Genomic DNA, 24,986 nt, shown 5'->3' on the forward strand with positions numbered 1-24,986 from the left:
GTCAAACAAAATCACAACGGCAAATTGTCGTGCTTCTTCGCCGGCGTTTCCACCTTCTTGTCCTTCAGCATCGCCAGCGCCCGCGCGATCCGCTTGCGGGTCGAGTGCGGCATGATGACGTCGTCGATGTAGCCGCGTTCGGCGGCGATGAAGGGGGACAGGAAGCGGTCTTCGTATTCCTTGGTGCGCGCCGCGATCTTGTCGGGGTCGCCGATGTCTGAGCGGAAGATGATCTCGACCGCGCCCTTGGCGCCCATGACGGCGATCTGGGCGGTCGGCCAGGCGTAGTTCATGTCGGCGCCGATTTCCTTGGAGGCCATGACGTCGAAGGCGCCGCCATAGGCCTTGCGGGTGATGATGGTGACCAGCGGCACAGTGCACTGCGAATAGGCGAACAGCAGCTTTGCGCCGTGCTTGATCAGGCCGCCATATTCCTGCGCGGTGCCCGGCAGGAAGCCCGGCACGTCGACGAAGGTGACGATCGGGATGTTGAAGGCATCGCAGAAACGGACGAAGCGCGCGGCCTTGCGCGAGGCGTCGGAGTCGAGCACGCCTGCCAGTACCATCGGCTGGTTGGCGACGAAGCCGACGGTGCGGCCGGCGATGCGGCCAAAACCGGTGACGATGTTCTTGGCGAAGGCATCCGCGATCTCGAAGAAATCGCCCTCGTCCACGACCTTCAGGATCAATTCCTTCATGTCGTAGGGCTTGTTCGGATTGTCGGGGATCAGCGTGTCCAGGGACATGTCGACGCGGCCGATGTCGTCGAAGCTCGGCCATTCCGGCACGCCGTCGGTGTTGTTGGACGGCAGAAAGTCGATCAGGCGACGCATCTGGAGAAGCGTCTCCACGTCATTCTCGAAGGCGCCGTCGGCGATCGAGGAGCGCGTGGCGTGCACCGAGGCGCCGCCGAGCTCTTCGGCCGTGACCACCTCGTTGGTGACGGTCTTCACCACGTCGGGGCCGGTGACGAACATGTAGCTGGTGTTCTTCACCATGAAGATGAAGTCGGTCATCGCAGGCGAATAGACGTCGCCGCCGGCGCAGGGGCCCATGATGACGGAGATCTGCGGGATCACGCCCGAGGCGAGCACGTTGCGGCGGAACACATAGGAATAGCCGGCGAGCGCGGCGACGCCCTCCTGGATGCGGGCGCCGCCCGCGTCATAGAGGCCGATGATGGGCGCCCTCGCCTTCATCGCCATGTCCTGCAGCTTGGTGATCTTCAGCGCGTGGGTCTCGGACAGCGAGCCGCCGAACACGGTAAAATCCTTGGCGAACACGAACGTCTTGCGGCCGTTGACGGTGCCCCAGCCGGTGACGACGCCGTCGCCGGGCACCTTGCTCTTCTCCATGCCGAACTCGGTGGAGCGGTGCTCGACGAACATGTCGAACTCCTCGAACGATCCCTTGTCGAGCAGGAGCTCGATGCGCTCGCGCGCGGTCAGCTTGCCGCGGGCGTGCTGCGCTTCGATGCGCTTCTCCCCGCCGCCGAGCTTTGCGCCGGCGCGACGATCTTCAAGGGCGTCCAGGATATTCTTCATTTGCTCCCGCCAGTTCTTAGCCTAAATGCGATTGCCGGGGGTTCTAACACGGCATTTTGCGGGCCGGGAAGCCGCTTTCGGCACCGCAGGGCTGCCTTGCCGCAGCGGGAAAGCGCAAGGAATTACAAAGTTTTGCCTGGGAGACGACGATGGATGAGGTAACGGCCGAGACGGGCGCGGCGACCGGCGGCGTCAATATCCTGCTGCGGCTGGAAGGCCTGACCCTGTTCACCGGGATGGTGATGCTCTACGCCTCCTGGGACGGCTCGTGGCTGGTGTTCGCCCTGCTCTTCTTCGTCCCCGATCTGAGCTTCCTAGCGTACCTGGCCGATGCCAGATTCGGGGCGCTGGTCTACAATGCCGCCCACAGCTACATGGCGCCGGTGGCGCTGCTGACGCTGGGCTTCGGCTTCGCCTCGCCCCTCACGCTGTCCATCGCCTTGATCTGGCTCGCCCATATCGGCATCGACCGGGCGCTCGGCTATGGCCTGAAATATTCGGCCGGGTTCGGCTTCACCCATCTCGGGCGGATCGGCCGCCAGAAAGATGCCTGAGGGAATTGCCACCTTTTTGTCGGTCCCGGCCGGTTGACCGGGCCGGCCGATTCAGGCTTGCTCCCCTTCACGATCAGGCGCCGAATGTTGCGTGAGCCCAGTCGGTACGGCGGCGGTCACCACGTCTGGCTGCAAGCATCACCCATGTCCGCCACGGTCGTCCCTCTGCCGCCGAACTCATCGTCCGAGACCACCGACTTCCTGCGGCGGATGGCCAGCATGGTGTCGGGGCGCAACGGCGAGATGCTGCTGCGCGCGGCCGCGCTGATCGAATCGCTCAAGCAACGGGCGATGTCGGCCGAACGGCTGTTTCACGAGCAACTGGAAGAGAACAAGCGCCTTGTAGAGCTGCGCGAGGCGACCGAGCTCGCCTCGAGCGCCATGGTCAGCCAGATCGCGGCGCTGGGGACCCAGCTCGCCGAGGTGACCGCGGCCGCGGCGGCCGAGCGCGCCGCGTTCGACGCCGAGCGCGGCAAGCTGCTCGGCCTGATGCAGGATGCGGAAAGCCATATCGGCAAGCTCACCACCGAGCTCGAGACGTTGCGCGCCTCCGTCGACAACTTCAACGACACCGTGGTCTCGGTGCCGCTCGAGGTGCTGCGTCTGGCACGCACCCAGTTCGATGTCCTCTCCGCCGGCTTTGCCCGCAAGGGCGACGTGATCTCGGAGGCGATGAGCGAGATCGGCGGCTTTGCGATCGACCAGGCGCTGACGGCGAAGAAGGCAGCCGATAAGGCCTGAGGTCGTCGCGCATCAAATTGACAGCGCGCAGGTCCGTTGTTCTACTCCATGAAAATCTTAGGGGAGGATCACGATGCCGACGGCATTCCGCGTCGCTATGGCGCTCTGCATTTCGCTGTTCGCCGGTAGCGCCAACGCGCAATCCATGCCGAAGGAAGTCGCCACCCGCGCCGAGATCTACCCGATCCCCTCGCTCACCCTCTCCGACCAGCAATTCCTCAGCGGCGATACGGCGGCCGGCAAGCCGGTGACGGTCGCCGGCGAATTCCGCGTCGCCCAGGGCACCGGCAAGCTTCCCGTCGTGGTGCTGATGCACGGCTCCAGCGGAGTCGGCGCCACCACCGAGGCCTGGGTGCACGCTTTCAACGCCATGGGCATCTCGACCTTCGTGATCGACGGTTTTACCGGCCGCGGGCTGACGGTGGTGGGGCCGAACCAGGCCCTGCTCGGCCGCCTCAACCTGATCGTCGACATCTACCGCTCGCTCGAGATTCTTGCGAAGCATCCCCGCGTCGATCCTGATCATATCGTGCTGATGGGCTTCTCGCGCGGCGGACAGGCGACGCTCTATGCGAGCCTCGATCGCTTCAACAAGCTCTGGAACAAGTCCGGCGTCCAGTTCGCCGCCTACATCCCGTTCTATCCGGATTGCTCGACGACCTATGTCGGCGACGCCGAGGTCGCCGCGCGCCCGATCCGGATCTTCCACGGCACGCCCGACGACTACAATCCCGTGACGAGCTGCAAGGCGTTCGTCGAACGGCTCAAGGCGGCCGGGCGTGATGTGGTGCTGACCGAATACCCCGACAGCGCGCACGGCTTCGACAGCGGCCTGCTCGGCGTCAGCGCAGTTGCGGTGTCGGCCAACGCGCAGACCGTGCGCAACTGCAAGATCAAGGAGGGCGACGGCGGCGTGCTGATGAACGGCGATACCAACGCGGCCTTCACCTACAAGGATGCCTGCGTCGAGCTCAACCCGCATGTCGGCGGCAATCCCACGACGGCCGCGGAGTCGCGCAAGGCGGTGATGGAGTTCTTGCAGGCATTGTTCAAGCTGGGGTGAGACTGCCCAGCTTGCGTCGATGCCGTAAGGTGGGCAAAGCGAAGCGTGCCCACCAAATTGCACGAACACGTCGAGAGATGGTGGGCACGGCGCTGCGCGCCTTTGCCCACCCTTCGGACTGACGTTGGAGCCGACATCGGCGCCACTTACTACGTCATTGCGAGCGCAGCGAAGCAATCCAGAATCTTTCCGCAGCGGCAGTCTGGATTGCTTCGTCGCTTCGCTCCTCGCAATGACGCGCGGAGAGAAGCATGCTCGCAATGACGAGCCTTACGGCTCGCCCGGCTTGAACGGCTCCTGCTTATCCGGCGGCACCGTCTCTTCCGCCATCGCCAGCAGCATCGCGACCATCACGTAATTGCCGGCGAGCGCGGTGAGATCGACGATCTGCTGATCATTGAAAGTTTTCTTGGCGCGCGCATAGGTCTCGTCGCTGACCTTCTTTGTCGTGGTGAGCTCGGTGACGAAATCGTAGACCACCGCCTCGTCCTCGGCCATCTTCGACGGGCGCTTGTTGGCCTTCAGCTCCGCGATGATATCTGTCGACAATCCCGCCTTCGCCGCCAGCGGCGCGTGCGCGAACCATTCCACCTGCGAGCGCCACTGCCGCCCGATGATCAGGATCGCGAACTCATTCAGCTTGGTCGGGACCGAGGTCTCCCAGCGCAGATAGTAGAACAGGTCGAACAGGCGCTGGCCGAGCACGGGGCTGCGGATCATCGGATTATAGGGCCCGCCGATGCCGACGCTCGAGACCTTCATGATCTGCTCGCCGAGCGGCTTCTGCTTGGCGTCGAGCTGGTCCATGGTGAGCTGCGGAAAGCGCGGCTCCTTGCTGGTGGCGGGTGCGGCAAACATCGTGGCGGCAAGCCAGCCACCCGCGGCGGCCAACGTGAGCGACGACAGCCAGAGTGGCGTTGAATTCATTTTATCCTCCCGACCTTTTCTTTTGTTTGGTAGGAAGGATGCTAGCAGGTTCGTACGCGCCAGCTAGATCGCGCCGATCTCGGCAAGGCAGGCTTGCGTCAGCGGCATGCGCTCGCCGACGAGACGCGGCTCCTTGCAATCCATGTTGAGCGCGAACACGGTGTGCGCTTCGCCTTTCTCGGCCCAGCCGACCATCCAGCCGAGCGACGGCTCGCCGCGCTCGGCTCCTAACAGCCCGGACTTGGCACGAATGACGCTATCGCCAACCTTGGTCACCGGCAGGATGTCGGCGACGAGATCCTGGCTGCGCTTGCTGATCGGCAGCGCGCGGCGGCGCAGCCGGTCGACGAAATCGATCTGCTCGACCGGGTCGATGCGCAAATTGCCGGCGAGCCAGAACTGGTCGATGCCGCCGCCGATATCGCGATTGCCGTAGTCGAACATGTCGACATACTTTTGCATCCGCTCTTGCCCGATCCGGCGCGCGATCTCCTGATAGACCGGCACGGCGCTGACCGCGATGGCGCTGCGCATCGTGTGGTCCTTGTTCCAGGCCTCGATCGGCCGCTTCACGCCGTCCCAGGGGAACACGTCCTTGTCGGGATCTGCGACCACGCCGGTCTCGAGCGCAATCAGCGAGTTCGGGATCTTGAAGGTCGAGGCCGGCAGCTTCGCTTCGCCGGAACGGTCCTTGTCGCTCGCGACGATCAGATAGTCCTCAACCTTGTAGCCGACGAAGGTGCCCGATGTGCCGAGGTCGGTGAAGCGCTTTGCGAGGCTGTCGCGAATCTCGTTGCGCGGCGGCGCGACATGGGCAAGCGCACGCTGCGGCACGGTGGCGGCTGCGGCAAGAAGGCCGAGGGTGGAACGGCGGGTCAGCAAGAGCGGTATCCGTTGAGCAACGAAGATGACCGCGACCATGCAGCCGCTATCGTGGTGAAACGATGACAGGTTATTTCTTGAGCATGATCTTGTCGGAAAACCGCTGCACACTTTGCCGGATCATGCTCTACCGCCCCCGGCCCGCCAGCCGCAGCACGAACACCAGCACTTCGGCGACGGCCTTGTAGAGGTCCGGCGGGATCTCCTCGCCGAGTTCGACCTTGGAGAGCGCGCCGGCCAAAATCTCGTTCTCTTCGATCGGGATGTCGTTGGCCTTGGCGATCTCGACGATCTTTTCGCCGATCGTGCCCTTGCCCTTGGCGACGACGACGGGCGCGTTGCCGCCCTTCTCGTAATGCAGCGCAATTGCGAGCTTGGATGGATCGCTCATGTGGCGCGATCCAGGAAGTGGCCGGCGCGGGCCGGCGCCGGCTGCGGCGGCGCGCCGTCGCGGACCAGTATGTCGCCGGGCTTGAGCTCGGCGCGCGTCAGGGCCTGGTTGAGCTCGCCGATACCGGCGCGGAGCTGCTGCGCGGTCGCCGGCCGCTCCGCCCACATCCGCACAAAGGTCTTGTCGCCGTTGAGCGTGATCAGCGCGTGCACGGGACCGGCCGGCTCGACATTGAGCGTGAAGCGCGCACGCCAGGCGCGCTTGGCCGGATCGGCGGATTCGTTGCCGCCATCACGCGAGATCTCGAACTGCGCCATCGCGGTGCCCTGCGGGGTCGCAAAGGGAATCTCGAAATTCCACTGCGGCACGGTCGGGTCGATGCGATGGCCGGAGGCGTCGGTGCGATCGGGGAGCGAGGCGACCTGGAGCAGCGTTTGACGCGCGATCGCGGCATCGGTGTCGTCGAGCAGACGGTGCACCGTTGCGGAGAGCGGCGTATCCGGCGCGAGCGATGGCGATGCGATCGCCTGCGGCGCCGGCAGCGCGCCGCGGAACGGCGGCGGTGTCGCGCGCGCGGCGGCCTCGAAGAGGTGACCATCCGGCACGGCCTTGTTCGAGCCGGGCACATTGCCGGTCATGCGCGGCAGGTTTTGCGTGACCTCCTGAAGGAGGGCCGCGGCAAGGTCGGCGGACATGGTTCGCGGCATCGCGGTCTGCGGAGCGCCGCCGGCGATGTCGGCGAGCACAGCGGCCGCGAGATTGGCGCTGCGCGGCATCTGCGGCTGTTGGGCCATATCGAGCTCGGTTGACGACGATGCAACCTGAGCCGGCACGGCGGCGACCTGCGGTGTCCCGGCCGTAGCGATCGCGGTGCCTTGCACCTGTGGAGTGGCGGTCTCGAGCGTGGCCAGCGTCTGGCGCAGCACCAGCAGCGCGGCCTTCAGGTCCGGCATCGTGCCGGAGGACGGCGTCGCACCTGCGGCGAGCGAGGCCTCGAGAAACAGGCCGGACTTCTGGAAGGCGGATTCGATATCGCCGCCATCGATCCCGGTGTTGAGCGGCGTCTGCTGCGCCAGCACGTCCAGCACCGCCTGCTTCAGTCCCGCCGGCAGATCGCTGCCGGTGACGACGGAGGCGAGATTGGCGAACAACGGCGCCTGGCTGCCCTGTTTTGTAACCGCCTCGGCCGAAGCCACGGTGACGGCGATCTGCTCCAACGGCGTCAGCGTGTTGTGTGCGGTCGTCGCGGATGGCGCAAGCGGCGGGCTGTCCACGAGCGAGGCCGCCCGCGGCGTCAGCGTGATCTGGTCGGCCGTCGCCTCGCCTGCCCCGTTCATGATGGCGAGCCTGATGGTGCCGTCGTTCTGCGACACTGCGAGCTGGAGATTTTGCCCCGGTGTCAGCGACACCTCGGACATCACATCCATCGACAGATTGGCGATCGCGATCCGCACCAGATTGTCGGCCATCACGCTGACGACCCTGGCGTCGACGACGCTGCCGGCCTGGAGCACAAGATCGGGTGTCGCCGCATCAGCCACGGGGCTGGCGGCACTGACGGGAACGATCGAGCTTATCGGCGTTGGCATTTCAGGGGCTCGTGGAACGCTGGCCCCACCCTAAGGCCCCGTCGTAAACCTCTCGTTAAGGACCTTGGTCAGCTTGCGGTTTCACGGCCGCCAGAACCGCCACGGCGGCCTGAAAATCCTTCAGGCGGGCGGCGCGGCGGGCAGCCGCCTCCTCGTCCACGCCCCATTTCTCGGCGTTCCAGTCCTCGTCGACGTGGGCGGCGGCCCAGACCTGGCCGGCATCGCGCACGCCATGGGCGAGCGCCAGCGCCAGCAGCGCCGAACCGGTCAGGGTCGTCACCACGTGGAGCGCCGCGACCGACCAGGGATCACCGGGGAGCGCGGCGCGGGCGGCATGAACGGCCTCGTCCGGCTGCTTCACATGCATGATGCCCTCGGACAGGATGAAATGCGCGCCCAGCGTCTCCGCGGCCCAGAACAGCACGGGGTCCCAATGCGCGGCCTCGCGGGCGACCAGCCCTTCGGGGTGGCCGGCGCGATAGAACAGCAGGTCGGTCTCGAAGTATTTTGCAAGGTCGTCGCTGACGAGCTCGACGCGATCGATGACACCCTCGACGACGCTGTTGGCGATCCGCGTCAGAGGCATGGTCACGGGATCGATCGTCTCGCCCTGAGCCGCCCATTCCGCGGCCACAGCATCGGCCAGCGCGCGCGACGGGATCACCACTTGGCGGGCCGATGGCGTCCGGATCGGCCTGCCGTCCAGCGTGATGGCGAAGCCGCCCTCGGCCTCGGCCACGCCCGCCTCCTTGTAGAAGCGCTTGCGCTGCGGCGTACGCGCGGCCTGGCGCACCGCCTCCTGCGGATCGAGCGGGGACCGCCCCGCAACCTCATCGAACAATTCGCGCATCTCGTTTCGGCCTCGGTCTCTGAATGCTAGGCTTGTAAGCCAAGACCGGCGGCTGATAAAGCGAGCGGCAACGCATGAGGGAACTTGCGGGCATTGTGGCCCTGCTCGCCGGGCTCTGGCCGGCCGCGACGGACGCCGGTTTCCGTACCCCGGAATCGCTGGTCCGCAATGTCTACGCGCATTACGGCGATGGCGCGCCGGAACTGTCGAAAGGCCTGCCGCGCGATGCCGCCTCCGCCCGGCAATTCTTCGACCCCAGCCTGCGCAGGGCCTGGAGTGCGCCGAGGGTCGAACCCTACGACTTCCTGGTGCAGAGCCCGAGCTGGAAGCTCGGCCCGGTCGCGATCGCGGTCGTTCGCAGGCAATACGACAAGACCTATGTCGCGGCGGATTTCGACAATCGCGGGCGGCAGGTGACGCTGAACTTCGTCCTGGTCAACGGACCCGAAGGCTGGCTGATCACGGATGTCGAGAGCCCGCATGACAGTCTGCGGATGTTTCTGGAGCAGTTTCGGAAGTGAGGGCGCCAGCCACCGCTGTCTCCATTCCGTCATTGCGAGCGCAGCGAAGCAATCCAGAGTTTCTCCGCGGAGGGAGTCTGGATTGCTTCGTCGCGAGAGCTCCTCGCAATGACGGAGGCTAGTAACGAGGCTCAGCCCCTACTCTTCCGGCGCGTTCTCGATCGGATCAAACCGGCTCGCATCGAGCCCCAGCAGATTCCACGACTGCTGCATGTGCGGCGGCAATGGCGCCGTGGCGTCGATCACGCCGCCGCGCGGATGCGGAATGACGATGCGGCGCGCGAGCAGATGCAGCCGGTTTTGCAGGCCGCCCGGCAGCTGCCAGTTCTCGATGTTGAAATATTTGGGATCGCCGACGATGGGGTGGCCGATATGCTCCATGTGGGCGCGCAGCTGATGGGTGCGACCGGTCACGGGCTTGAGCGACACCCAGGTCAGCTTGTTGCCGGCGGTCTCGACCACCGCATAATACGTCACCGCGTGGCTCGCGCCCTCGTCGCCATGCTGGGCGATGCGCATGATGGTGTCGTCCTCGCTCTCTTCCTTCGCAAGGAAGGTCGAGATGCGGCCCTGCTTCGGCTTCGGCAGACCCGGCACCAGCGCCCAATAGGTCTTTCGCGCGGACCGCGAACGGAAGGCGCCGGTCAGATGCGAGGCGGCAAATCGCGTCTTGGCGATCAGCAGGCAGCCCGAGGTCTCCCGGTCGATCCGGTGCACGAGGCGCGGCTTCTGGCCCTTGGAATCGCGCATCACCTCCAGCATCTGGTCGATGTGCCGTGTCATGCCCGAGCCACCCTGCACGGCGAGACCGGCAGGCTTGTTCAGGACGAGGACGTCGTCGTCCTCGTAGATCGTCATCTCCTTCAGCGCGGCAAGCGTCTTTTGGGCGCCTTCCGACAGCTCACCGGCGGCCTTCGGCGTGTCGAGCTTCAACGGCGGAATGCGGACGCTCTGGCCCTCCTCCAGCCGATCCTTGCTGTCGACACGCTTGCCGTCGACGCGCAGCTCGCCTTTGCGGACGACGCGCTGGATGTGGGAGAACGACAGGCCGGGAAAGCGCGCTTCGAGAAAGCGGTCGACGCGCATGTTGTTCTCGTCAGCCGTCACCTTGACGGTCTGCACCTTGGTCGGCAGCAGCGCCTCGACGGGCTTTGCCGGCGCAGACGCTTCGGGCGCACTCTTGGGCGGCCGCCGCTCGGTATGCTCGCCTGCAAAGCGCGGCGGCTTGCCGCCCGGACGCGGCCCCGCTGTCTTCGCGCTACGCGCCTTGAACGGGCGGGCTTCCTTGCGCTCGTCGCGCGAACGGGGCTTTGAATCGGTTCTTTTGATGCGGCGGCTCATGGCAGCCTGCGTACCCTAAAAGCCGACTGCCGTCACGGCGAAATGGCCGATTCTAGCGCGCGCCGCCCCGCTCCTTCCGCAGCTTGGCCCAGTAATCCAGCCGCTTGCGGATCTCGCGCTCAAAACCGCGCTCGGGCGGGTCATAGAAGGTCTGGCGGCCCAGGGCTTCCGGAAAGTAGTCCTGGCCGGAGAAGGCGTCGGGGGCGTCGTGGTCGTATTCGTAGGCCGCGCCGTAGCCCTCCGACTTCATCAGCTTGGTCGGGGAATTCAGGATGTGCTTTGGCGGCAGCAGCGAGCCGGCCTGCTTGGCGACCTGCATCGCCGTACCGAAGGCGGTGTAGACCGCGTTCGATTTCGGTGCGGTCGCGAGATAGACCACGGCCTGCGCGATCGCGAGCTCGCCTTCGGGATGGCCGAGGAAATCGAAGGCGTCCTTGGCGGCATTGGCGATGACGAGCGCCTGCGGATCGGCAAGGCCGATGTCCTCGACCGCCATGCGCACGACGCGGCGGGCCAGGAACAGCGGGTCCTCGCCGGCATCGAGCATGCGCGCGAGGTAATACAGCGCAGCGTCGGGATCGGAGCCCCGCACCGACTTATGCAGCGCCGAGATCAGATTGTAGTGACCGTCGGCCGACTTGTCGTAAATCGGCGCGCGGCGCTGCAGGATCTCCTGCAACTGCGCCGCGTCGAAAATCTCGTCCGCCCGCGCCGAACGCCAGACCTCCTCGACAAGCGTCAGCGATGCCCGGCCGTCGCCGTCGGCCATGCGCACCAGCACGGCGCGCGCCTCGTCATCGAGCGGCAGCTTGCGGCCCTCGACCTCTTCGGCATGCGCGAACAGTTTTTCGATCGCGGCGGCATCGAGCGAGCGAAACACCAGCACGCGCGCACGAGAGAGCAACGCCGCGTTGAGCTCGAAGGACGGGTTTTCGGTGGTGGCGCCGACCATCACGACGGTGCCGTCTTCCATGACTGGCAGAAACGAATCCTGCTGGGCGCGATTGAAGCGATGCACCTCGTCGACGAACAGCAGCGTGCCCTTGCCCATCTCGCGGCGGGCGCGCGCGGCGTCGAACGCCTTCTTCAGGTCGGCGACGCCGGAGAACACCGCGGAGATCTGCTCGAAATGCAGATCCGTCGCATCCGCCAGCAGCCGCGCCACCGTGGTCTTGCCGGTGCCGGGCGGGCCCCAGAACACCAGCGAGCCAAGCGTGCGCGTCTCCAGCATGCGCGTCAGCGCGCCGTCGGGACCGAGGATATGGTCCTGGCCGACGACCTCCGACAGCGCGCGCGGGCGCAGCCGGTCCGGCAGCGGATGCGGAGCCTCGTGGTCGAGCCCCGCCGCGGCGAAGAGAGTTGGCGTCTCCTGTGGGCGCTTCGGGCTCATCCGCCCAGCGTGACGTTGATCTGCTGGCCGCCACGTACCAGCGTGATGCGCCAGATCCGCGGCCGTTCGCCCGCCGCCTTTTCGAGGTCGGCGGTCTTGCCGATCTTCTGGTTGTTGACGGCGAGGATGATGTCGCCCTTCTGGAAGCCGACATTCGCAGCCGCGCTGTCGCCGCCGAGATCGGTGATCACGACGCCTTCGGTGTCGGCGTCCAGATGCAGCTCGTCGGCAACCGCCGGCGTGATGGTCGAGACCTTCGCGCCCTGGAACGGCGAGCGCGCGGTGACGACGAGTTCGTTGCGGCCGGAGTCGGGTGCGGTCTCGAGCCCGATCGTGACCTTGAGCGGCTTGCCGCCGCGCTGCACGTCGATCTGCGCGGTGCCGCCGAGCGGACGCGTGGCGAAACGGTAGTCGAAGGCGTTGGGATCATCCACGGTCTGGCCGTCGATCCCGGTGATGAGATCGGAGGATTTCAGGCCGGCCTTGGCCGCGGGGCCGGTCGAGACCACGCTTGCGACCAGCGCGCCGGTCGGCGAACGCAGGCCGAGGCTCTCGGCGATCTCGGGCGTCACCGCCTGCAATTTCGCGCCGAGCCACGGCCGCTTCACCGCCTTGCCTCCGCTCTTGGCGGAGGTGACGACGACGCGCACCATGTTGGCGGGAATTGCAAAGCCAATGCCCTGCGAGCCGCCGGAGCGCGAATAGATCGCGGTGTTGATGCCGGCGAGCTTGCCGCTCATGTCCACCAGCGCACCGCCCGAATTGCCGGGATTGATCGCCGCGTCGGTCTGGATGAAGAACTGGTAGTCGGTGATGCCGACCTGCGTCCGCGCCAGCGCCGAGATGATGCCGTGCGTCACGGTCTGGCCGACGCCGAAGGGATTGCCGATCGCGAGCACGACGTCGCCAACCAGCAGCTCGTCGGAATTGGTGAAGTCCAGCGTCGGGAATTTCTCCTTGGTGTCCTTCAGGCGGAGGACGGCAAGATCAGTGCGCGGATCCTTCAGCAGGATCTCCGCCTCGAACTCGCGCTTGTCCGAGAGCGACACCTTGACCTGGTCAGCGCCCTCGATGACGTGGACGTTGGTGACGACGAGGCCGGAAGCATCGACGATGACGCCCGAACCGAGCGAGCGCTGCATCTGCTCGGGCTGCTGGCCCGGCACGCCGAAGAAGCGGCGGAAGATCGGGTCGTCCAGCAGCGGGTTGCGGTTCTGCACCACCTTGGCGGCGTAGACGTTGACGACGGCCGGCTGCACCCGCTGCACGATCGGCGCATAGGACAGCCGCAACTCGGCGGGCGAGGACGGGACACGGCGGTCCTGCGCGGCGGCCGGATTGAGGTGGGCTGAAAACGCTATGCACAATGCCGTGATGACGGCGGTCCAGGTCGATCGAAACATTCCTACCTCTCGGAAAAGACGCCGGAATATAGGCGCCTTCGCCCGCCAATAGAAGGGCGCCAGGCGGCATTATTCAGCCGCCTTTCCGGTGTGTCCGGCGTGCAAGTCCTGCGTGCGAAATGACAATTTACCTGGGCGGTGGATTGGCATGATGCGCGTCATCCAGCATTGTGGTGTCGAGCGGATTCGGTTGCGGCGAATTGGCATCAGTGGGAACCGCGCAACCGGGCGCAGCGTCGCGGGACAGTCATCGTTCATACCTAGGCTCTCCCGTTACGACTTGGGGAAGTTCGTCAAACGATGGAGTCATGATGTGAGCAGGACAAGACTTGCAGCCACCGCGATTGGTCTCGCCGGTGCGCTGGCGGCCTCGCAGGCCCAGGCCCAAACGGCGAGCAGCAGCGATCAGGAGATCGCTCTGCTGAAGCAGCAATTGAAGATGCTGGAGCAGAAGCTCGACAAGCTCCAGAGCCAGACCGCCGCCAACACGGCGGCCACGGCGAAGGCTAGAGTCGAAGCAAAGGCGGAGGCCAAGGCCGAAGCGCGCTCGGAGGCGAAAGCCGTCGTCGCCAACGCCAACGCCGCGATCCCGCTCAAGGGACCGGTACCCGTCTCCGGTGCTGTCGTGACCATGCCGAACAACCGGCCGACCATCTGCACCGCCGACGGGGCGAACTGCGTCGCCATCACCAGCCGCGTGCACTGGGACGTCGGCGGCTACAACTATCGTCCCAACACGGCGGCGACCGTGCCGCAGAAGCTCGACAGCGGTGAGAACATCCGCCGTGCGCGCATCGGTGTCGTCGGCAAATTCCTCGAAGACTGGAATTTCGCGCTGATCTACGATTTCGGCGGCTCGTCCGACGGCTTTGGCGGCACGGGCGCCGCCGGCGCGACCCCTGTCGGCTTCCTGCCGGGCGGAGGCACGTCCGGCATCGAGAACGCTTGGGTGAGCTACACGGGGCTGAAGCCCTTCGGCGGCAAGCTGTCGATCGAAGCCGGCGTCATGGACCTTGCCTGGACCCTGGACGAATCCACGAGTTCCAACGACATTCCCTTCATGGAGCGCGCCTCGGTCGGCTTGATCGCGCAAAACATCGCCGCCGGCGACTTCCGTTCTGCGATCGGCGCGCGCTGGTACAATGACGTGTTCTGGGCCGGTGCTTACGTGACCGGCCCCACCACGGGCGCCATTCACTCGGCCTCGAGTGTTTCACCTCCCGGGACCAGCGAGCAATATGGCGCGATCGCCCGCGTTGCGGGCCAGGTGGTCAGCGGTAATGGCTATTCGGTGCATCTCGGCGGCGACGCGGAATGGCTGATCCAGCCGCCGCGCAATCTGATAGCGAACACGCAAACGCTGACGCTCAGCGACCGGCCCGAGCTGCGCATCGACCCCACCACACTGATCTCGACCGGTGCAATTGCCAATGTCGCGGGCGCCCAGGTCTATGGCGTGGAAGCCGCAGCGACCTATGGATCGCTGTACCTCCAGGGCGAATACTACTGGTTCAACATCGATCGCAACGCGAATACCAGCGTGCCGCTGATCGGAGCGCCAAGCCTGAAATTCCAGGGCGGCTATGCGGAAGCGGCCTACGTTTTGACCGGTGAATCACGCAAGTACAATCCGTCGAATGCCGCCTATGGCGGCGTCAAGCCCGATCATCCGTTCTCGCTCGATGGCGGCGGCTGGGGTGCCTGGGAGATTGCCGGCCGCTACTCCACCATGGATCTGAACAATCAGCTCGCGACCGCCGCCGGCATCGCCGGCGGACGCCAGACGGTCTACACGCTGGCGCTCAACTGGTACGTCAACGGCAACGTCCGCTTCATGCTCGACTACCTGCATGGCACGGTATCGAAGCAGGCTTCGCCGATTTCGACCGCTGATGTCGGCTCGAAGTTCGATGCGATCGCGATGCGCACGCAGTTCGCGTTCTGACGCAATCTCTTCCGGGAGCGGCACGATCCGCTCCCGGAGAGTTACGCTGCGCGCTTCGGCTTCTTGACCGGCTCCGCTTCGGGCGGCGGCGCGCAGGACAGCCGTTGCTGATGGCTCTCGCCCCAGGCCTTCAGGATGTCGATCACCGGCCGCAGGCTCTCGCCGAGCTCGGAGAGGCAATATTCCACGCGCGGTGGCACCTCGGCATAGACCTTGCGGATGACGAGCTTGTCCTCCTCCAGCGCGCGAAGCTGCTTTGTCAGCATGCGCTGGGTGATGCCGGGCATCCGTCGGCGCAGTTCGCCGAAGCGCTGGGTCCCGTCCTGGAGGTGGTAGAGGATCACGCCCTTCCACTTGCCGTCGATCAGGTCCAGCGTCGCCTCGACCGAGCAGCCGGGACGCCGGGTAAAATCTCGCCGCTTCATGCGTGTTTTCCCAATAGTATCCAAACAGGGACTATATCCCCGAATTTACAGTACTTGCCAAATCGGGGCTAGCGGGACAGTTAGCGGGCCAGGCGCACGTCACAAGCTACGCGCCATTTGATGGAGACAAGCCATGAAGGCCGTCGGCTACAAAAAATCGCTTCCGATCGAGGATCAGGACGCGCTGATCGATTTCGAGACCGCAAAGCCCGAGCCCAAGGGGCGCGATATCCGCGTCGCCGTGAAGGCGATCTCGGCCAACCCGGTCGATTACAAGGTACGCAAGCGTGCCGCCCCGCCCGAGGGCGAGACGAAGATTCTTGGCTATGACGCGGCCGGCGTCGTCGATGCTGTGGGTCCGGACGTCACGCTGTTCAAGCCGGGCGACGAGGTGTTTTACGCCGGCTCGATCCTGCGCCAGGGCACCAATTCCGAATTCCACCTGGTCGACGAGCGCATCGTCGGCAACAAGCCGAAGAGCCTGTCGTTCGCGCAGGCCGCAGCCCTTCCCCTCACCTCCATCACCGCCTGGGAACTGCTGTTCGACCGGCTCGGCGCGTTGCCGGGCAAGAGCGTCGATCCGCGCACGCTGCTGATCACGGGCGGCGCCGGCGGCGTCGGCTCGATCCTGATCCAGCTTGCGCGCCGCCTCACGGGCCTCACGGTGCTCGCGACGGCGACGCGGCCGGAATCGCAAAAATGGTGCCTCGACCTCGGCGCGCATGCCGTGATCGACCACGGCAAGCCGATGAAGGAGCAGATCGAGAAGCTGAAGCTGCCGCCGGTCGCGCTGGTGGCAAGCCTCACCTTCACCGACCAGCACTACAAGGCGATCGCCGAGTTCATGGCGCCGCAGGGCAAGTTCGGCCTGATCGACGATCCCCCGGAGTTCGCCGTGAGCACATTCAAGGGCAAGGCGATCTCGGTACACTGGGAATCGATGTTCACGCGCTCCTCTTTCCAGACGCCCGATATGATCGCGCAGCATCATTTGCTCAACGACGTCTCCGACCTCATCGACAAGGGCGTGCTGCGCACCACGCTCGACCAGACCTTTGGCACGATCAACGCGGCCAACCTCAAGCGCGCGCATGCGTTGCTCGAAAGCGGCAAGTCGCGCGGCAAGATCGTGCTGGAGGGGTGGTAGGCGCGACAACGCCGGCCCGTAGGGTGGGTTAGCGCCGCGTAACCCACCTCTTCTGCCGCTTCGGAAACACACAGTGGTGGGTTACGCCAGCGACTGCGCTTCGCGCAGCCGCCGGCTAACCCACCCTACGAACGCGTCTCATGCGATCGTATTGACGATACCGCCTTCCGCGCGCAGCGCCGCACCGTTGGTCGCGGACGCTTCTTTCGATGCGACATAGACCACCATGTTGGCGATTTCGTCGACGCTGGCGAAGCGCTGGATCAGCGAGCTCGGGCGGTGCTGCTTGACGAAATTGGCCGCGGCCTCATCCACCGACTGCCCATTCTGCTTGGCGAGATCCTTCACGAAGGTCTCGACGCCCTCCGACATGGTCGGACCCGGCAGCACGGAATTGACGGTGACGCCGGTGCCGCGGGTGAGCTGCGCGAGGCCGCGGGCGACCGAGAGCTGGGCCGTCTTGCTCATGCCGTAATGGATCATCTCGACGGGAATGTTGAGTCCGGACTCCGATGAGATGAAGACGATGCGGCCCCAGTTGCGCTTGAGCATGCCCTTCATATAGGCCCGCGACAGCCGCACGCCGCTCATGACGTTGACCTCGAAGAAGCGGCTCCAGTCCTCGTCGGGGATCTCGAAGAAGTCTTTTGGCTCGAAGATGCCGGCGTTGTTGATGAGGATGTCGACCTCCGGCAGCGCTGAGACGAGCGCCTTGCAGCCCGCTGCGGTCGAGACGTCGGCGGCGATGCCGCGGACCTTGACGCCCGCCCCTTCCAGCTTGCGCACGGCGGCATCGACCTTGTCCTGGCCGCGACCGTTGATCACCACGCTCGCGCCCGAGCCCGCAAGGCCCTTGGCAATGGCGTGACCGATGCCGGCGGTGGAGCCGGTCACGAGGGCGGTCTTTCCGGAAAGGTCGATCTTCATGAATCATCTCCATTGTTGCTGAAGCGGATATCGTGTCCAGCGCACGCCGCTTCAATCACCACAAATGCGAAATCGTAGGGTGGGACAAAGCGACTTGTCCGCCGTAGCTCGAAGAGCGAAGGCGGAAGCGTGCCCACCTTTTCGACACGAGTTGAAAGCGAAATGGTGGGCACGGCGCGCGAAGAGCGCACCTTTGCCCCACCCTACGGCACTATTGCCGCGGCGGTAGCGTCCTGAGAAACGCGACGATGGCATCGAGGTCCTGCGCTGTCATGCTGGCATAGGCAGCATAGGCCATCGGCGGCTTGAGCTTGTGGCCGTCGCGCGCGATGCCTTGCGTAATCGCACGTTTGATTTCGTCGTCGCTCCAGCCGCCCAGGCCGGCCGCGGGATCCGCGGTGATATTGGGGGAGATGGATTCGCCCCACGGCCCCTTGAATGTCCGGCCGCCCTTGCCGCTGGCACCCGCGAAGTCATGCACGGCGGACGGGCCCTCCGGCGTGTGGCATTCCAGGCAATGGGCGATGGTCAGGAGATAGCGGCCGCGCGCGAGCTTGTCGGAGATATCGGCCTCGGTCGCCTGCTTGCCGGCATAGGTCGGCGTTTCCGGCTTCAGCGCGATCCTGTATTCCGGCGCCGGCGTTTCGTGGCGCACTGCGGGGACTGAGCGCAGGTAGGCGGTAAGCGCATCAAGATCCCGGGCCGTGAGCACCGTGTAGAACGCGGTCGGCATGATCGGCGCGACCTTGGTCCCGTTCGGCCTGTTACCGCTGACCAGAAACCGCTTCAGCTCGGCATCGCTCCAGTTGCCGATGCCGGTGTCCTTGTCCGGCGTGATGTTGGAGCCGGTGACCTTGAAGGCAGGCTCATCGAAAACCTGGCTGCCGCCCGCGAGCGCGCGCGAGAGATCGAGACCCTGCGGCCCACGCGGCGTGTGGCAGTTGTGGCAGACCATCACGCTGTTGACGAGATAGGCACCGCGTTCGACCAGCGTCTCGCCGGAGGCCGGCGACATCAACAGCGCCAGCGCGATCCCAAGCACAATCCTCATCGACAGCCCCCCGGCCGGAATCGCGTTCACCAGACGATGCGTGGCATGAGATATCCCCGGGCCATACAAAAAAGCGGCGCCCAGGGGCGCCGCTTTCTGAAAACTGAGGTACCGGCCGGCTTACGCCGCCTCGGCTTCCTTCTCCTGCACCGGACCGGAATCCTGGCCCTTGGCATCGACGTCGCGGTCGACGAACTCGATCACGGCCATCGCAGCGTTGTCGCCGTAGCGGAAGCCGGCCTTGATGATGCGGGTGTAGCCGCCCTGGCGGTCCTTGTAGCGGGGCGCCAGCACGTCGAACAGCTTCTTGACCTGGTCCTTGTCGCGCATCTCGGAGATGGCCTGGCGACGCATGGACAGGCCGCCCTTCTTGCCGAGAGTGACGAGCTTCTCGACGATCGGACGGAGCTCCTTGGCCTTGGGCAGCGTGGTGACGATCTGCTCGTGCTTGATCAGCGCGGCGCACATATTGGCGAACATCGCGCGGCGATGCTCCGCCGTGCGGTTGAGCTTCCGATGAACCTTGCCGTGACGCATGTAACTATTCCTTAGTTTGAAACTGCCGCGACGGTTCGTCGGACATGTTGCTCAGGTGGGCTGCCTGCGTTCGCCCATTAAAAATCGTGGCCGGATATCTCCGGCCACGACGATGACGTCAGATCAGTAATGATCCTCGAAACGCTTGGCGAGCTCGTCGATGTTCTCCGGCGGCCAGCCCGGCACTTCCATGCCGAGGTGCAGACCCATCTGGGCCAGCACTTCCTTGATCTCGTTCAGCGACTTGCGGCCGAAGTTCGGGGTGCGGAGCATTTCCGCTTCGCTCTTCTGCACGAGGTCGCCGATGTAGACGATGTTGTCGTTCTTCAAGCAGTTGGCCGAACGCACCGACAGCTCGAGCTCGTCCACCTTCTTGAGGAAGGCCGGGTTGAAGGCGAGGTCCGGGATGATCTCCTGGGCGACTTCCTTGCGCGGCTCTTCGAAGTTGACGAACACGTTGAGCTGATCCTGCAGGATGCGCGCGGCGTAAGCCACGGAGTCATCCGGCGAGATCGCACCGTTGGTCTCGATCGTCATGGTCAGCTTGTCGTAGTCGAGGATCTGGCCCTCGCGGGTGTTCTCGACCTTGTAGGAGACCTTGCGGACCGGCGAGTACAGGCTGTCGACCGGGATCAGGCCGATCGGCGCGTCCTCGGGACGGTTACGCTCGGCGGGCACGTAGCCCTTGCCGGTGGCGACCGTGAACTCCATGCGGATCTCTGCGCCCTCGTCGAGCGTGCAGATCTGGAGGTCAGGGTTGAGCACGACGACGTCGCCCACGGTCTGGATGTCGCCGGCGGTGACGACGCCCGGGCCCTGCTTCTTCACGACCATGCGCTTGGGGCCTTCGCCCTGCATCTTGATCGAGATGTCCTTGATGTTGAGCACGATGTCGGTGACGTCCTCACGGACGCCCGCGATCGAGGAGAACTCATGCAGCACGCCGTCGATGTGCACCGACTGCACCGCCGCGCCCTGGAGCGAGGAGAGCAGGATGCGGCGCAGCGCGTTGCCGAGCGTCTGGCCGAAGCCGCGCTCGAGCGGCTCGGCGACGATGGTCGCGAAACGGTTCGAATCGCTACCGGGCGTGACCTGGAGCTTGTTCGGTCGAATCAGTTCTTGCCAATTTTTCTGGATCGTCACTGTTTCACCCATACAGGCCAGTCAAACTGCTGTTGCAGACACTGGCGTTGGAGAAAGGCCGCGATCATTTCCGCGGCTTTGCAAAAAGTCAACGCGGGCGCCGATGCGCCCGCAACTTGGTCTCAAACGCGCCGACGCTTGCGGGGACGGCAACCGTTGTGCGGGATCGTGGTTACATCGCGGATCGAGGTGACGGTGAAACCCGCGGCCTGAAGCGCGCGGAGCGCCGACTCGCGGCCCGAACCGGGACCGGCGACTTCGACTTCCAGCGTGCGCATGCCGTGCTCCTGCGCCTTCTTCGACACGTCCTCGGCGGCAACCTGCGCGGCGTACGGGGTCGACTTGCGCGAGCCCTTGAAGCCCATCGTGCCGGCGGAAGACCAGGCAATCGTGTTGCCCTGCGCGTCGGTGATGGTGATGGTCGTGTTGTTGAACGACGAGTTCACGTGCGCGACGCCGGAGGCGATGTTCTTGCGCTCACGACGACGAACGCGGGTGGCTTCCTTGCCCATAGAGTACCTTTCCTGGAGATCTCAAACGCCGCCGTAATGCCAGCGGCTACACCTGTGGAACGAAAGGCGTGTGGCGAACGGGTCTCCCCTTTCGCCACACGCCGCGATTGGATTCGAAAACTTACTTCTTCTTGCCGGCGATGGCCTTGGCCGGACCCTTGCGCGTACGCGCATTGGTGTGGGTACGCTGACCGCGCACCGGCAGGCCGCGACGATGACGCAGGCCGCGATAGCAGCCGAGGTCCATCAGACGCTTGATGTTGATGCCGACCTCACGACGCAGGTCGCCCTCGACGAGATAGTCGCGGTCGATCACTTCGCGGATCTGTAGCACTTCGGCATCGCTGAGCTGGTTGACGCGACGATCCTCAGGGATCTTCACCTTCTCCAGGATCTCACCAGCGATCTTCTGGCCGATGCCATGGATATACTGGAGCGCGATCAGCACGCGCTTGTTGGTCGGAATGTTCACGCCGGCAATACGGGCCACGGCCTTCTCTCCTGTTGCCGATCCCTCGTCAGGAACCGGTCTTTAAGTGCTTGGTTTCTCGGGCAGGTGTTCACAAACGCGAACACGACGCCCACCCCTGGTCTTCCTGGGGCCCGGCATCGTTTGAAACTATCCGACTTGGATGCGGGGCTTATTAGGGGATTCAGGGGGCTTTCGTCAACCGCTGCTAGCGCTTAGCTCGCTTTTTCGTGACCTTTTTTGCGGCCTTTTTGGCACCTTTTTTGACAGCCTTCTTGGCGGTCGTTTTGGCTGCCTTTTTGACGGTTTTCTTGGCCGTTTTCTTGGCCGCCTTCTTGGCGCTCTTCACGGCCTTCTTGGCGGCCTTTCTAGCGGATTTTGGCGCCTTTTTGGCGGTTTTCGCGGGCTTTTCGGCTGCCTTGGCCTTCTTGGCACCTTGCTTGGCACCTTTTTTGGCGGGCGCCGACTTGGCCGCGCTGCGCGCATGGGCCTTGCCATGCGACTTGGGCTCAACCGCCCCGAGGGCCAGGAGCTGGCGATGAATGGCCCGGGTGACCTCGTCGATGGCCATCATGCCGTCGATGGTCGAGAGCTTCCGCCGCTCGGAATAGTAGTGAATCAACGGTTCCGTCTGGCTGCGGTAGCTGGCGAGTCGCTTGGTCAGGACCTCCGGGGTGTCGTCGACCCGGACCTCCTCCCCGCGCTCCCGCATCTGGGCGACGCGAGTCTCGACGCGACTCAGCAGCGCGCTCTCGTTGACGCGGAGCTCGACCACGGCGTCGAGCTTGAGATGCTTGTGCTTGAGCAGCTCATCCAGCGCCTCGGCCTGCGGCACGGTGCGCGGGAAGCCGTCGAGGATGAAACCGTTCTTGGCGTCCGGCTGGTCGATGCGGTCGGAGATGATTCCCACTACGATCTCGTCGGGCACGAGGCCGCCGCTGGCCATGATCTCCTTGGCCTTCAGCCCGACCGGCGTTCCCGCCGCGACGGCCGCGCGCAGCATCTCGCCGGTCGAGAGCTGGACGATGCCATAGCGCTGCACCAGCAGCTGCGCCTGGGTCCCCTTGCCCGACCCCGGCGGTCCCAGAAGTATAATTCTCATCGGCGTACGCCCCCCGGATTGGTGAGCGATACGTCGCGCACCTGTGTTTGAAGTCCAATGACAGTGCAAATCATAATCGGCGTCGCACCGCTACCCATATCATAGGGGAGCAAATGCCAGGACGCCAAGAAGGCCTTTGAAATCAGTGATTGCGTCGCAGGGAGAGCAGCTCTGCCGATGTCTTGGAATGGCTGACTGGTCGCCTCGGCGGGCGCCGCGCGTTGCTCGCGCGGCGAATCGGCGGCGCTGTCGCGCCGCCCTCGGGGAACGCCGCGCTTAGCGGCGGCGGCCGCGCAGTTTCGACTTCCGGATCAAGCCCTCATACTGATGCGCCAGCAGATAGCCCTGCACCTGCGCCACCGTGTCCATGGTGACGCTGACAACGATCAGCAGCGAGGTGCCGCCGAAGTAGAACGGCACCGAGGCGTAGGAGATCAGGATTTCCGGGATCAAGCAGACGATCGCCAGATAGACAGCGCCGAGCACGGTGATGCGCGACAGCACGTAGTCGATATATTCCGCGGTGCGCTCGCCCGGGCGGATGCCCGGAATGAAGCCGCCATGCTTCTTCAGATTGTCCGCGGTCTCGGTCGGGTTGAACACGATCGCGGTGTAGAAGAACGCGAAGAACACGATCAGCGCGAGATACATGATCAGGAACAGCGGACGGCCGTGGCCGAGCTGGGTCGTGATCCACTGGAACCATTCCGGCCCGCTGCCGGCGTTGAAGTTGGCAACCGTGGTCGGCAGCAGCAGCAGCGAGGACGCGAAGATCGGCGGGATCACGCCCGAGGTGTTGAGCTTGAGCGGCAGATGCGAGGACTGACCCTCGAACATCTTGTTGCCGACCTGGCGCTTCGGATACTGGATCAGCAGCCGGCGCTGCGCGCGCTCCATGAACACGATGAAGGCAATCACGGCGACCGCCATGATGATGACGACCAGGATCAGGCCGGTCGACATCGCGCCCTGACGGCCGAGCTCTAGCATGTTGGCGAGCGCCGCAGGCAGCTCGGCGACGATGCCGGCGAGAATGATCAGCGAGATGCCGTTGCCGATGCCGCGCGAGGTGATCTGCTCACCCAGCCACATCAGGAACATGGTGCCGCCGGTCAGCGTGATCGCCGTGGACAGACGGAAGAACATGCCGGGGTCGCTGACGACGTTGCCGGCGCCCTCGAGGCCCACCGCGATGCCGTAGGACTGGAACGCGGCCAGGATCACGGTGAGATAGCGGGTGTACTGGTTCAGCAGCTTGCGGCCGGACTCACCTTCCTTCTTCAGCGCCTCGAGCTGCGGCGAGACCGTGGTGAGGAGCTGGATGATGATCGAGGCCGAGATATACGGCATGATGTTCAGCGCGAAGATCGCCATGCGGTGGATACCGCCGCCGGCGAACATGTTGAACATGCCGAGGATGCCGCCCGCCTGGGAGCGGAACACCTGTTCCCAGATGTTGGGATCGATGCCGGGCAGCGGGATATAGGTCCCGAGCCGATAAACGAGCAGCGCACCCAGGGTGAACCAGATGCGCTTCTTCAGTTCGTCAGCCTTGGCAAACGCACCGAAATTGAGATTGGCTGCCAGTTGTTCCGCTGCAGAGGCCATCTTGGACTTTCTCCCGCCGCCTATTGCGCCGTCATGCCCGCGGCCGGGCTACTCTAGCGGACGCCGGACATTATCTGGGGCTCGGCTTCGATAAGTCCACGTCCCACACGCGTAAAGGCCCGCGAGCCGCGGGCCAATGACGCAGTTGTTACGCCGCCTCGCCTTCTTCCTTGGCAGGGGCGAGGATCTTCACCGAGCCGCCGGCCTTCTCGACCGCGGCGATCGCGGTCTTCGTGGCGCCATGCACTTCGATGTTGAGCTTGGACTTGAGCTCGCCGCGGCCGAGCAGCCGCACGCCGGCCTTGGCGCGGCGCAGCACGCCGCCCTTCACCAGGGCCTCGACGTTCACGACGCTGCCGGCGTCGATCTTCTTGGCATCGACCGCCTCCTGGAGCCGGTCGAGATTGATCTCGGCGAACTCGACGCGGAAGATGTTGTTGAAGCCGCGCTTCGGCAGACGGCGATGCATCGGCATCTGGCCGCCTTCGAAACCCTTGATGCGCACGCCCGAACGCGCGGTCTGGCCCTTGCCGCCGCGGCCGGACTGCTTGCCCTTGCCCGAACCAATGCCACGGCCGACGCGCATACGCTTCTTGCGCGAGCCGGCGTTGTCGGCGATATCGCTGAGCTTCATCGCCCTGCTCCTTGTTTCTTGCGCATGATCTTCACCGAAAACGGGTGCCCGCTTTTCGGGATCCTGCGCCTTTGCTTACTTCTCGTCGACGATGCGAACGAGATGGTGAACCTTCTCGATCATGCCACGAACCGCCGGAGTGTCCGGCAGTTCGCTGGTGCGGCCGATCTTGTTGAGCTTGAGCCCGATCAGCGTCGAACGCTGCGAATGATGGCGGCGGATCGCGCTGCCGGTCTGCTCGAGCTTGATCGTCTTTGCGGCCTTGGCCATGGGAGTCTACTCCGAAAAGC

At 64.9% G+C, this 24,986-nt stretch carries 26 protein-coding genes; 6 read left to right on the plus strand and 20 right to left on the minus strand.

The features are described from left to right. Positions 1-11: 11 nt before the first annotated feature. Positions 12-1,544 (minus strand): acyl-CoA carboxylase subunit beta, encoded by a 1,533-nt coding sequence (locus tag ACKWRH_RS27190; protein ID WP_445216032.1) that lies wholly within the window; start codon positions 1,542-1,544, stop codon positions 12-14. A gap of 149 nt (positions 1,545-1,693) precedes the next feature. On the opposite strand from ACKWRH_RS27190, the gene ACKWRH_RS27195 reads away from it, so the two are divergent. From ACKWRH_RS27195 to ACKWRH_RS27205, 3 genes are all read left to right on the plus strand, one after another. Continuing rightward, positions 1,694-2,098 (plus strand): DUF4260 domain-containing protein, encoded by a 405-nt coding sequence (locus tag ACKWRH_RS27195; protein WP_445216033.1) that lies wholly within the window; start codon positions 1,694-1,696, stop codon positions 2,096-2,098. Between the two features lie 144 nt (positions 2,099-2,242). Beyond that, positions 2,243-2,839 (plus strand): hypothetical protein, encoded by a 597-nt coding sequence (locus tag ACKWRH_RS27200; RefSeq protein ID WP_445216034.1) that lies wholly within the window; start codon positions 2,243-2,245, stop codon positions 2,837-2,839. 73 nt (positions 2,840-2,912) lie between these two features. Beyond that, positions 2,913-3,902: a dienelactone hydrolase family protein gene (locus ACKWRH_RS27205; RefSeq protein ID WP_445216035.1), complete on the plus strand. Its 990-nt coding sequence runs from the start codon at positions 2,913-2,915 to the stop codon at positions 3,900-3,902. Between the two features lie 270 nt (positions 3,903-4,172). Here the strand turns inward: ACKWRH_RS27205 and ACKWRH_RS27210 are convergent, their stop codons facing one another. The 5 genes from ACKWRH_RS27210 to ACKWRH_RS27230 all read right to left on the minus strand — a co-directional run bounded on the left by ACKWRH_RS27210 (position 4,173) and on the right by ACKWRH_RS27230 (position 8,541). Next, positions 4,173-4,829 (minus strand): carboxymuconolactone decarboxylase family protein, encoded by a 657-nt coding sequence (locus tag ACKWRH_RS27210; RefSeq protein WP_282521048.1) that lies wholly within the window; start codon positions 4,827-4,829, stop codon positions 4,173-4,175. Between the two features lie 63 nt (positions 4,830-4,892). Next, entirely contained in the window at positions 4,893-5,711 is an 819-nt protein-coding gene (gene blaOXA / locus ACKWRH_RS27215) for a class D beta-lactamase (protein ID WP_445216036.1), read from the minus strand. Between the two features lie 127 nt (positions 5,712-5,838). Next, a complete protein-coding gene (locus tag ACKWRH_RS27220; RefSeq protein ID WP_445216037.1) occupies positions 5,839-6,102 on the minus strand; it encodes an EscU/YscU/HrcU family type III secretion system export apparatus switch protein in 264 nt (87 codons plus the stop codon). Then, on the minus strand, positions 6,099-7,691 hold the full coding sequence (locus ACKWRH_RS27225) for a flagellar hook-length control protein FliK (RefSeq protein WP_445216038.1): 1,593 nt from the start codon (positions 7,689-7,691) through the stop codon (positions 6,099-6,101). Before ACKWRH_RS27225 ends, ACKWRH_RS27220 begins: the two co-directional genes overlap by 4 nt. Positions 7,692-7,746: 55 nt before the next feature. Then, complete coding sequence (locus tag ACKWRH_RS27230; RefSeq protein WP_445216039.1) at positions 7,747-8,541, minus strand: ATP12 family chaperone protein; 795 nt, start codon at positions 8,539-8,541, stop codon at positions 7,747-7,749. Between the two features lie 74 nt (positions 8,542-8,615). Here ACKWRH_RS27230 and ACKWRH_RS27235 point away from each other — a divergent pair, with 74 nt between their 5' ends. After that, entirely contained in the window at positions 8,616-9,062 is a 447-nt protein-coding gene (locus ACKWRH_RS27235; protein WP_445216040.1) for a hypothetical protein, read from the plus strand. A 138-nt stretch (positions 9,063-9,200) separates the two neighbouring features. Here the strand turns inward: ACKWRH_RS27235 and ACKWRH_RS27240 are convergent, their stop codons facing one another. Genes ACKWRH_RS27240 through ACKWRH_RS27250 form a run of 3 tightly spaced genes read right to left on the minus strand, consistent with a single transcriptional unit; the run spans position 9,201 to position 13,196 of the window. After that, positions 9,201-10,403, minus strand: a complete 1,203-nt coding sequence (locus tag ACKWRH_RS27240) for an RluA family pseudouridine synthase (protein ID WP_445216041.1) — start codon at positions 10,401-10,403, stop codon at positions 9,201-9,203. A 52-nt stretch (positions 10,404-10,455) separates the two neighbouring features. Next, positions 10,456-11,793, minus strand: coding sequence for a replication-associated recombination protein A (locus tag ACKWRH_RS27245; RefSeq protein WP_445216042.1), 1,338 nt, complete (start codon positions 11,791-11,793; stop codon positions 10,456-10,458). Continuing rightward, on the minus strand, positions 11,790-13,196 hold the full coding sequence (locus tag ACKWRH_RS27250) for a DegQ family serine endoprotease (RefSeq protein WP_445216043.1): 1,407 nt from the start codon (positions 13,194-13,196) through the stop codon (positions 11,790-11,792). The genes ACKWRH_RS27245 and ACKWRH_RS27250 overlap by 4 nt, the downstream gene beginning before the upstream one ends. Positions 13,197-13,509: 313 nt before the next feature. Between ACKWRH_RS27250 and ACKWRH_RS27255 the strand changes: the two genes are divergently transcribed. Further along, complete coding sequence (locus ACKWRH_RS27255) at positions 13,510-15,141, plus strand: OprO/OprP family phosphate-selective porin (RefSeq protein WP_445216044.1); 1,632 nt, start codon at positions 13,510-13,512, stop codon at positions 15,139-15,141. 41 nt (positions 15,142-15,182) lie between these two features. On the opposite strand, the gene ACKWRH_RS27260 is transcribed toward ACKWRH_RS27255, so the two are convergent. Continuing rightward, positions 15,183-15,566, minus strand: a complete 384-nt coding sequence (locus ACKWRH_RS27260; protein WP_028151187.1) for a winged helix-turn-helix transcriptional regulator — start codon at positions 15,564-15,566, stop codon at positions 15,183-15,185. Between the two features lie 133 nt (positions 15,567-15,699). Between ACKWRH_RS27260 and ACKWRH_RS27265 the strand changes: the two genes are divergently transcribed. Further along, positions 15,700-16,713: a zinc-binding alcohol dehydrogenase family protein gene (locus tag ACKWRH_RS27265; RefSeq protein WP_445216045.1), complete on the plus strand. Its 1,014-nt coding sequence runs from the start codon at positions 15,700-15,702 to the stop codon at positions 16,711-16,713. Between the two features lie 138 nt (positions 16,714-16,851). On the opposite strand, the gene ACKWRH_RS27270 is transcribed toward ACKWRH_RS27265, so the two are convergent. The 10 genes from ACKWRH_RS27270 to rpmD all read right to left on the minus strand — a co-directional run bounded on the left by ACKWRH_RS27270 (position 16,852) and on the right by rpmD (position 24,966). Further along, complete coding sequence (locus ACKWRH_RS27270) at positions 16,852-17,640, minus strand: SDR family NAD(P)-dependent oxidoreductase (protein WP_445216046.1); 789 nt, start codon at positions 17,638-17,640, stop codon at positions 16,852-16,854. A gap of 211 nt (positions 17,641-17,851) precedes the next feature. Beyond that, positions 17,852-18,691 carry a c-type cytochrome gene (locus tag ACKWRH_RS27275; RefSeq protein WP_445216047.1) on the minus strand — a complete coding sequence of 280 codons (840 nt, stop codon included), beginning with the start codon at positions 18,689-18,691 and terminating at the stop codon, positions 17,852-17,854. A gap of 120 nt (positions 18,692-18,811) precedes the next feature. Continuing rightward, positions 18,812-19,228, minus strand: a complete 417-nt coding sequence (gene rplQ, locus ACKWRH_RS27280; protein WP_014494513.1) for a 50S ribosomal protein L17 — start codon at positions 19,226-19,228, stop codon at positions 18,812-18,814. A gap of 123 nt (positions 19,229-19,351) precedes the next feature. Further along, positions 19,352-20,383 (minus strand): DNA-directed RNA polymerase subunit alpha, encoded by a 1,032-nt coding sequence (locus ACKWRH_RS27285; protein ID WP_008136316.1) that lies wholly within the window; start codon positions 20,381-20,383, stop codon positions 19,352-19,354. Between the two features lie 110 nt (positions 20,384-20,493). After that, positions 20,494-20,883 carry a 30S ribosomal protein S11 gene (gene rpsK, locus ACKWRH_RS27290; protein WP_007603045.1) on the minus strand — a complete coding sequence of 130 codons (390 nt, stop codon included), beginning with the start codon at positions 20,881-20,883 and terminating at the stop codon, positions 20,494-20,496. Positions 20,884-21,004: 121 nt separating this feature from the next. Beyond that, entirely contained in the window at positions 21,005-21,373 is a 369-nt protein-coding gene (rpsM, locus tag ACKWRH_RS27295; RefSeq protein WP_014494511.1) for a 30S ribosomal protein S13, read from the minus strand. A 187-nt stretch (positions 21,374-21,560) separates the two neighbouring features. Further along, positions 21,561-22,454 carry an adenylate kinase gene (locus ACKWRH_RS27300; RefSeq protein WP_445216048.1) on the minus strand — a complete coding sequence of 298 codons (894 nt, stop codon included), beginning with the start codon at positions 22,452-22,454 and terminating at the stop codon, positions 21,561-21,563. Positions 22,455-22,730: 276 nt separating this feature from the next. Beyond that, a complete protein-coding gene (secY, locus tag ACKWRH_RS27305; RefSeq protein ID WP_071912844.1) occupies positions 22,731-24,062 on the minus strand; it encodes a preprotein translocase subunit SecY in 1,332 nt (443 codons plus the stop codon). 148 nt (positions 24,063-24,210) lie between these two features. Then, positions 24,211-24,696, minus strand: coding sequence for a 50S ribosomal protein L15 (rplO, locus tag ACKWRH_RS27310; RefSeq protein ID WP_014494508.1), 486 nt, complete (start codon positions 24,694-24,696; stop codon positions 24,211-24,213). A gap of 75 nt (positions 24,697-24,771) precedes the next feature. Then, positions 24,772-24,966, minus strand: coding sequence for a 50S ribosomal protein L30 (gene rpmD, locus ACKWRH_RS27315; RefSeq protein WP_011088137.1), 195 nt, complete (start codon positions 24,964-24,966; stop codon positions 24,772-24,774). Positions 24,967-24,986 lie beyond the last annotated feature (20 nt).

Source organism: Bradyrhizobium sp. Pa8 (assembly GCF_052588265.1).

Coding starts and splice junctions, on each gene's coding strand:
- ACKWRH_RS27225 (WP_445216038.1), bottom strand. CDS start 7,691: ATGCCAACGCCGATAAGCTCGATCGTTCCCGTCAGTGCCGCCAGCCCC.
- ACKWRH_RS27200 (WP_445216034.1), top strand. CDS start 2,243: ATGTCCGCCACGGTCGTCCCTCTGCCGCCGAACTCATCGTCCGAGACC.
- rpsK (WP_007603045.1), bottom strand. CDS start 20,883: ATGGGCAAGGAAGCCACCCGCGTTCGTCGTCGTGAGCGCAAGAACATC.
- ACKWRH_RS27190 (WP_445216032.1), bottom strand. CDS start 1,544: ATGAAGAATATCCTGGACGCCCTTGAAGATCGTCGCGCCGGCGCAAAG.
- rpmD (WP_011088137.1), bottom strand. CDS start 24,966: ATGGCCAAGGCCGCAAAGACGATCAAGCTCGAGCAGACCGGCAGCGCG.
- ACKWRH_RS27265 (WP_445216045.1), top strand. CDS start 15,700: ATGAAGGCCGTCGGCTACAAAAAATCGCTTCCGATCGAGGATCAGGAC.
- ACKWRH_RS27210 (WP_282521048.1), bottom strand. CDS start 4,829: ATGAATTCAACGCCACTCTGGCTGTCGTCGCTCACGTTGGCCGCCGCG.
- ACKWRH_RS27250 (WP_445216043.1), bottom strand. CDS start 13,196: ATGTTTCGATCGACCTGGACCGCCGTCATCACGGCATTGTGCATAGCG.
- ACKWRH_RS27220 (WP_445216037.1), bottom strand. CDS start 6,102: ATGAGCGATCCATCCAAGCTCGCAATTGCGCTGCATTACGAGAAGGGC.
- ACKWRH_RS27195 (WP_445216033.1), top strand. CDS start 1,694: ATGGATGAGGTAACGGCCGAGACGGGCGCGGCGACCGGCGGCGTCAAT.
- ACKWRH_RS27275 (WP_445216047.1), bottom strand. CDS start 18,691: ATGAGGATTGTGCTTGGGATCGCGCTGGCGCTGTTGATGTCGCCGGCC.
- ACKWRH_RS27285 (WP_008136316.1), bottom strand. CDS start 20,383: ATGGGTGAAACAGTGACGATCCAGAAAAATTGGCAAGAACTGATTCGA.
- ACKWRH_RS27230 (WP_445216039.1), bottom strand. CDS start 8,541: ATGCGCGAATTGTTCGATGAGGTTGCGGGGCGGTCCCCGCTCGATCCG.
- secY (WP_071912844.1), bottom strand. CDS start 24,062: ATGGCCTCTGCAGCGGAACAACTGGCAGCCAATCTCAATTTCGGTGCG.
- ACKWRH_RS27260 (WP_028151187.1), bottom strand. CDS start 15,566: ATGAAGCGGCGAGATTTTACCCGGCGTCCCGGCTGCTCGGTCGAGGCG.
- ACKWRH_RS27240 (WP_445216041.1), bottom strand. CDS start 10,403: ATGAGCCGCCGCATCAAAAGAACCGATTCAAAGCCCCGTTCGCGCGAC.
- ACKWRH_RS27245 (WP_445216042.1), bottom strand. CDS start 11,793: ATGAGCCCGAAGCGCCCACAGGAGACGCCAACTCTCTTCGCCGCGGCG.
- ACKWRH_RS27270 (WP_445216046.1), bottom strand. CDS start 17,640: ATGAAGATCGACCTTTCCGGAAAGACCGCCCTCGTGACCGGCTCCACC.
- ACKWRH_RS27300 (WP_445216048.1), bottom strand. CDS start 22,454: ATGAGAATTATACTTCTGGGACCGCCGGGGTCGGGCAAGGGGACCCAG.
- rplQ (WP_014494513.1), bottom strand. CDS start 19,228: ATGCGTCACGGCAAGGTTCATCGGAAGCTCAACCGCACGGCGGAGCAT.
- ACKWRH_RS27205 (WP_445216035.1), top strand. CDS start 2,913: ATGCCGACGGCATTCCGCGTCGCTATGGCGCTCTGCATTTCGCTGTTC.
- ACKWRH_RS27235 (WP_445216040.1), top strand. CDS start 8,616: ATGAGGGAACTTGCGGGCATTGTGGCCCTGCTCGCCGGGCTCTGGCCG.
- rplO (WP_014494508.1), bottom strand. CDS start 24,696: ATGAAGCTCAGCGATATCGCCGACAACGCCGGCTCGCGCAAGAAGCGT.